Source organism: Streptomyces sp. NPDC054841, from assembly GCF_053611045.1.
In genome coordinates, this window is sequence record NZ_JBSGZO010000530.1 from 1 (window position 1) to 5,400 (window position 5,400).

Annotated in this window: 6 protein-coding genes; all 6 read left to right on the plus strand. The window is 70.0% G+C overall.

Annotated features, from left to right (window positions below; all coding sequences use genetic code 11):
- The first annotated feature begins 377 nt into the window (after window positions 1-377).
- Window positions 378-605, plus strand: a complete 228-nt coding sequence (locus ACWGI8_RS38485) for a hypothetical protein (protein WP_453668086.1) — start codon at window positions 378-380, stop codon at window positions 603-605.
- Window positions 606-786: 181 nt separating this feature from the next.
- Window positions 787-1,800, plus strand: a complete 1,014-nt coding sequence (locus ACWGI8_RS38490) for a LuxR C-terminal-related transcriptional regulator (protein WP_453668087.1) — start codon at window positions 787-789, stop codon at window positions 1,798-1,800.
- 89 nt (window positions 1,801-1,889) lie between these two features.
- Window positions 1,890-2,159, plus strand: coding sequence for an acyl carrier protein (locus tag ACWGI8_RS38495; RefSeq protein ID WP_453668088.1), 270 nt, complete (start codon window positions 1,890-1,892; stop codon window positions 2,157-2,159).
- 34 nt (window positions 2,160-2,193) lie between these two features.
- Window positions 2,194-3,468 (plus strand): beta-ketoacyl-[acyl-carrier-protein] synthase family protein, encoded by a 1,275-nt coding sequence (locus ACWGI8_RS38500; protein ID WP_453668089.1) that lies wholly within the window; start codon window positions 2,194-2,196, stop codon window positions 3,466-3,468.
- Between the two features lie 125 nt (window positions 3,469-3,593).
- The gene (locus tag ACWGI8_RS38505) at window positions 3,594-4,775 is read left to right on the plus strand and encodes a beta-ketoacyl synthase N-terminal-like domain-containing protein (protein ID WP_453668090.1); all 1,182 of its coding nucleotides are present in this window, start codon (window positions 3,594-3,596) and stop codon (window positions 4,773-4,775) included.
- Window positions 4,772-5,400, plus strand: a 629-nt coding sequence (locus ACWGI8_RS38510) for a beta-ketoacyl synthase N-terminal-like domain-containing protein (protein ID WP_453668091.1), incomplete at its 3' end; no start/stop codon positions are given. The genes ACWGI8_RS38505 and ACWGI8_RS38510, both read left to right, overlap by 4 nt.

Sequence of the window (5,400 nt, forward strand, 5' to 3'; positions counted from 1 at the left end):
CCCCACGGGGGTCCGGGCCCTTCCTGGCGTCATGTTGGCATCATGCTGCACCGCGTGACGTTCCGCGGTCCGGGCGCGAGGGGACGGCGACGGTGACGGAGCCGCGGAGAGCCGCACGGGGGAAGGCTCCGAAAGCACAGTCATGCGCAAAGTCGTAGTTCAGCGGCCTCTACCGTCTCTACACCGCACGTTCACGACGAAAGCGGTCGGGTCTCTTCCGCTGTCAGCACCTTGCCAGCGCAGGTCCCTGCCCGCATTTTCGCTGGTGAGCGCGGTGGCACCCAGGCAAGAATTCATTCACCGGACGGCAGGGGAGCCGGCCGGAAAGTGGAAGTGAAGCGGATTACAACCGCCTAGGGGGCACTAGTTCCATGCGAATGAACCTGCTGCGTACCATCGCCGTCACGGTCGGCTTCATTGCCGCGGGCATATACGGGGTGTCGGCCGGGGAGGCCGCCGTCGCGGGCGACCCGATCTGGGACGCCGTCTCGATGGACGCCGCTCAGGCCGACCCGATCTGGGATTCGATTCCGGACATTCTTTCGGAGGACCCGATCTGGGACTCTCGTCCGACCGGTGCGCCTTTCGACCCGATCTGGGACTGATCGCTCCCCGGTTCGCGCATTGCGAGATGGCTGAAAAGGGCCCGCCCCGGCTGGGGCGGGCCCTTCGTGTGTCGCGGGTTCGCACATCTGATCGTTGCCATCCGTGATCGAACTGCACATAATGCCCCAACGGATTTCTGTGCAGTGGTGGGGTGCACAGTGGGGGCAAGGGGGGCGCATCATGCTGGAACCGCTGGGACTGGGGGCCCATGCGGCGGAGGTCTACCGCGCAATGTTGCAGTGGCCGGATTCCGGCGTGGACGATCTGGTGAGCATTCTGGACTGGCCGGCCGAGCGGGTCCGTTCCGCACTTGACGAGTGCGCGAGGCTCTCACTCATCAAACCGTCGTGGGAGGAGCCGGGCAGATTCCGGGCGGTGAGTCCCGAGGTCGGGCTCCAGGCGCTGCTGGTACGCCGTGAAGGTGAAGTCCTGGAGAACCAGCGAAGAATTTCGGAGTCCAGAGTCGAAGTGGCTCGGTTCATCGATGAGTACGATGCGGCGCAGCAAAAGCTGCGCCGTTTCGTTGTGGAACGGCTGGACGGAATTGACGACATCCGTTCCCGTATCGAGGAATTCACTCAGGACTGCAAGTCCGAACTGCTCACCTTCGCGTCCGGAGGACGGCAGTCCGAAAGCAGCCGCCGGGCGAGCCGGCCCTTGTGCGAAGCACTCGCGGCACGTGGCGTGGTCATGCGCAGCGTCTATCTGGACAGCGTGTACAACGACCCCGGTTCGGTGGACCATCTGCGCTGGCTGGTCCGCCACGGCGACCAGGTGCGTACCACCGCGTCACTGCCCTCCCGGATGCTGGTCTTCGACCGCACCCACGCCGTGCTGCCGATCGACCCCGACGCCTCGGCCGCCGGAGCCCTCGTCCTGCGCGGCCAGGGCCTGATCGCCAGCCTCAGCGCACTCTTCGAGCGGGTGTGGGAAAGCGCCATCCCGTTCAGCGGCGGCCGGCCGCAGCCGCGTGAGTCGGGGTCCGAGGAGCTCTCCGCACAGGAACAGGCCGTGCTCAGACTGCTGGGCGAGGGCCTCACCGACGAGGTCGTGGCGCGCAAGCTGGGTGTCTCGGTGCGCACCGGCCGCCGTATCACCGCCGAACTCATGGGGCGGCTCGGTGCCCGCAGCCGCTTCCAGGCGGGCATGCGGGCGGCCCAACTCGGCTGGGTGGCCGGATCCGAGACCGTATAGGCCGGATATAGCCAGCGGATCCAATCTCGACCCAACGAACGGATGGCGGAGTCACCGGACTCCGGATACCGATCCCTCTTGGAGTCGAGATGACCAACGTGGACCTGACGACCGCCCTTGACGCTGCCCGCAAGCAGGAGATCAAGGAGATCGTCTGCGACATTCTCGAGATCGACGAGGACGAGGTCACCGAGACCAGCCTCTTCAAGGAGGAGCACGACGCGGACTCGCTCCGCGCCATCGAGATCCTCGCCGCGCTGGAGCGCACCCAGAACGTGACCATCGACCAGGCCGAACTGAGCCGGATGGTCAACCTGGAGGGCGTGTACGCCGTGGTCGCCGAAGCCGCCAAGAACTGACCAGTCGTTCCGACCGTCGGATGGGTGAGCTTCGATGAACACAGACGTGCCAGGTCAGAGCGGGGCCCCGGACCCGCGCCCCGGCGACAGCGGCCGCCGGGTGGTGATCACCGGGCTCGGGGTGGTGACCAGCATCGGCATCGGTGTCGAGGCCTTCACCGCCGGACTCCGGGAAGGACGCGGCGGCGTCAAGCCGATCACCGCGTTCGACACGACCGGATTCGCCCACGCCAACGGCTGCGAGGTCACCGACTTCGAGCCGGAGCGCTGGATCCTGCGTCAGGACCCGGAAGACCTGGGCCGCGCGAGCCAGTTCTCGGTGGCGGCGGCCCGGATGGCGGTCGGGGACGCCGGTCTCACCGTCGAGGACGTGCGGGCCCGCCGTTCCCTGGTGTCCGTGGGCACCACGGACGGCGAATCCCGCGATCTCGACCAGCTGGTCGCCGCCGGGCTGGAGGACGGACCCGGGCAGTACGACCCCACCGTCGCCCGGCGCATCCCGGCCGGCCGGCTCTCCGCGGGCATCGTCCGCGAACTGGGGCTGGAGGACGTCGAGGCCGTGACCATCCCGACCGCCTGCGCGGCCGGCAACTACGCGGTCGGGTACGGCTACGACGCCCTGCGCAGCGGTGATGTCGACATCGCCCTGTGCGGTGGCGCGGACGCCCTGTGCCGCAAGACCTTCACCGGTTTCTACCGGCTCGGCACCATCGCTCCCGAGGTGTGCCGGCCCTTCGACAAGGACCGCGAGGGCATCCTCACCGGCGAGGGCGCCGGCATCCTGCTCATGGAGAGCCTGGACTCGGCGCTCGCCCGCGGCGCGCGGATCTATGCGGAAGTGCTCGGCTACGGGCTCGCCTGCGACGCCCTGCACCCGGTCGCCCCGGACCGCGACAGCATCGCCCGCACCATCCGCATCGCCCACCGCAATGCAGGAATCACCCCGGACCAGGTCGACTTCGTCTCCGCGCACGGCACCGGCACCAAGGCCAACGACATCACCGAGGCGGGCGCCATCCGCCAGGTGTTCGGCGAGGACGCCATGCCACGCACGGTCTCCATCAAGTCGATGATCGGCCACAGCATGGGGGCGGCCAGCGCGGTCGCCGCCGCGGCCTGCGCGCTCGCCATCACCGAGGGGTTCATCCCGCCGACCGTCAACCACCGGGAGACCGACCCGGAGTGCGGGGTCGACTGCGTGCCCAACGAGGCGGTGGCGGCGGACCTCGACATCGTGCAGAACAACGCACTGGCCTTCGGCGGCAACAACGCCGTCCTGATCCTCGGCAGATACCGGAGCGCGGCATGAACGGCGTGAACGGGATCACGGGTAAGGGGAGTACGGGCAGCAAGGGGAGCACTGGGAGCACTGGGAGTGCCGGGAGTACCGGGAGCACGGACGGGACACGCGGCACGGGCTGGATCGTGACCGGCATGGGCGCCGTCGCCAGCATCGGCGACAGCGTCGAGGAGATCTTCACCTCCCTCACCGAAGGCCGTAGCGGACTGGCCGAGCTGCGCGGCTACGACCGCAGCAAGTTCCGGGCGAGTGTCGCGTACGAGATCGACGACCGCCCCGCGCCCGGCACGGACGTACCGCTCCGCGCCACCCGCTGGCTGGAACGGGCTGTCGCGGCCGCCGCCGCCGACGCCGGCCTCGGCGACGACCTGTCCGCGGTACCGGTGCTGATCGGTACCACCCTGCGCGAACTGCGTTCCGTGGAGCTCTCCTGGCGCGACCAGATCCCCTTCGACGCCCGCGATCTGCACTTCGGGACCATGCTCAGGCGCCGCTTCGGCGCCGCGGACACGCACACCGTCGCCAACGCCTGCTCGGCCTCCCTCTACGCCCTCGCGCTCGGTACGGACCTGCTCGACCTCGGCGTCGCCGACACCGTCGTCGTCGCCGGCGTCGACACCATCACCGAGAGCACCTACGGACTCCTGGACCGCTGCTACCCCGAGGCGCCCGACCGCGTCAGGCCCTTCGACCGGGCACGCCGCGGCATGCTCCAGGGGGAGGGCGCCGTCGCCGTCGTGCTGCGCCGGGAGAGCGACGGGCTGGGACCGGCGGCCCGGGTGCACGCCCGGGTGCGCGGTGTCGCCGTCAACTGCGATGCCCACCATCCATCGGCGCCCGAGGCGAAGAACATCGCCGCGGCCGTCCACGAGGCGCACCGGCGGGCCGGCGTACAGCCCGCCGACATCGACCTGGTCATGCTGCACGGCACCGGTACGCCGCTGAACGACGAGGCCGAATCGGCCGCGCTGGGTGCGGTGTTCGCGGGGCTGGACCCGTCCCCGTACATGACCGCGATCAAGTCGATGACCGGGCACACTGCGGGAGCCTCGGGACTGCACAGTCTGGTCGCCGCGGTGGACGCGATGCGCACGGGGACCGTGCCGCCGACCGTGTACCTCGACGATCCCGTCGACGCGGTCGCCGGATTCCGGCTCGTACGAGGCGAGGCCGAGCGTCCCTCCGCACCGCTGCGGCTGGCCCAGATCGATTCCTTCGGCTTCGGCGGGCTCAACGCCGTCGCCGTGGTCGAGCGATACGAGGACACCGGCGCCGACCGTGGCGTCGCCGATTCCGGAGGAGGCACACCCCGGTGACCGCCGCAGATTCGGCCCACGCCGTCGTCGTCACCGGACTCGGTGTCGCCGTCCGCGGCCTGGAGCGCCCCGCGGACCTGCTGGGCCCGCTGCCCGCCGGCCGGGCCGCCGCACCCGACCCCGTGTCCCGGCTCACCGGGCGGGGCCTGCGCTACAAGGACCGGGCCACCAAGCTCGCGATGGTCGCGGCCCGCGACGCGCTGGAGGAGTCAGGACTGGTGGACACGGCCGGGGAACCGACCGTTCCGGGGGCCGGCGTCGGTGTCGTCGTCAGCACCAACTACGGCAACGCGGACACGGTCTGCGACACCGTACGGACCATCGCCGACCACACGTACCTGGGCACCAGCCCGATGCTGCTGCCCGCCACGTCCAGCAATGTCACCGCGTCCTGGGTCGCCATCACCCATGGACTGCGCGGAGCCAACCTGACCCTGTGCAACGGACCCACCTCCGGGCTGGACGCCGTCCACTGGGCCCGGCTGCTCATCGCGGCGGGCCGGGTCGAACGGGTCCTCGTCGTGGGGGTCGAGCCGGACAACCCCGCCGTACGGCACATCACGGGTTTCGCCGAAGCGGCCGCGGAGGCGGCTGCGGAAGCGGCCGGGGACTGCGGTGCCCCGGG

Bases quoted from the DNA above. Each gene is read 5' to 3' on its own strand.
- ACWGI8_RS38505 (WP_453668090.1), top strand. From the start codon at position 3,594: ATGGGCGCCGTCGCCAGCATCGGCGACAGCGTCGAGGAGATCTTCACC.
- ACWGI8_RS38495 (WP_453668088.1), top strand. From the start codon at position 1,890: ATGACCAACGTGGACCTGACGACCGCCCTTGACGCTGCCCGCAAGCAG.
- ACWGI8_RS38485 (WP_453668086.1), top strand. From the start codon at position 378: ATGAACCTGCTGCGTACCATCGCCGTCACGGTCGGCTTCATTGCCGCG.
- ACWGI8_RS38490 (WP_453668087.1), top strand. From the start codon at position 787: ATGCTGGAACCGCTGGGACTGGGGGCCCATGCGGCGGAGGTCTACCGC.
- ACWGI8_RS38500 (WP_453668089.1), top strand. From the start codon at position 2,194: ATGAACACAGACGTGCCAGGTCAGAGCGGGGCCCCGGACCCGCGCCCC.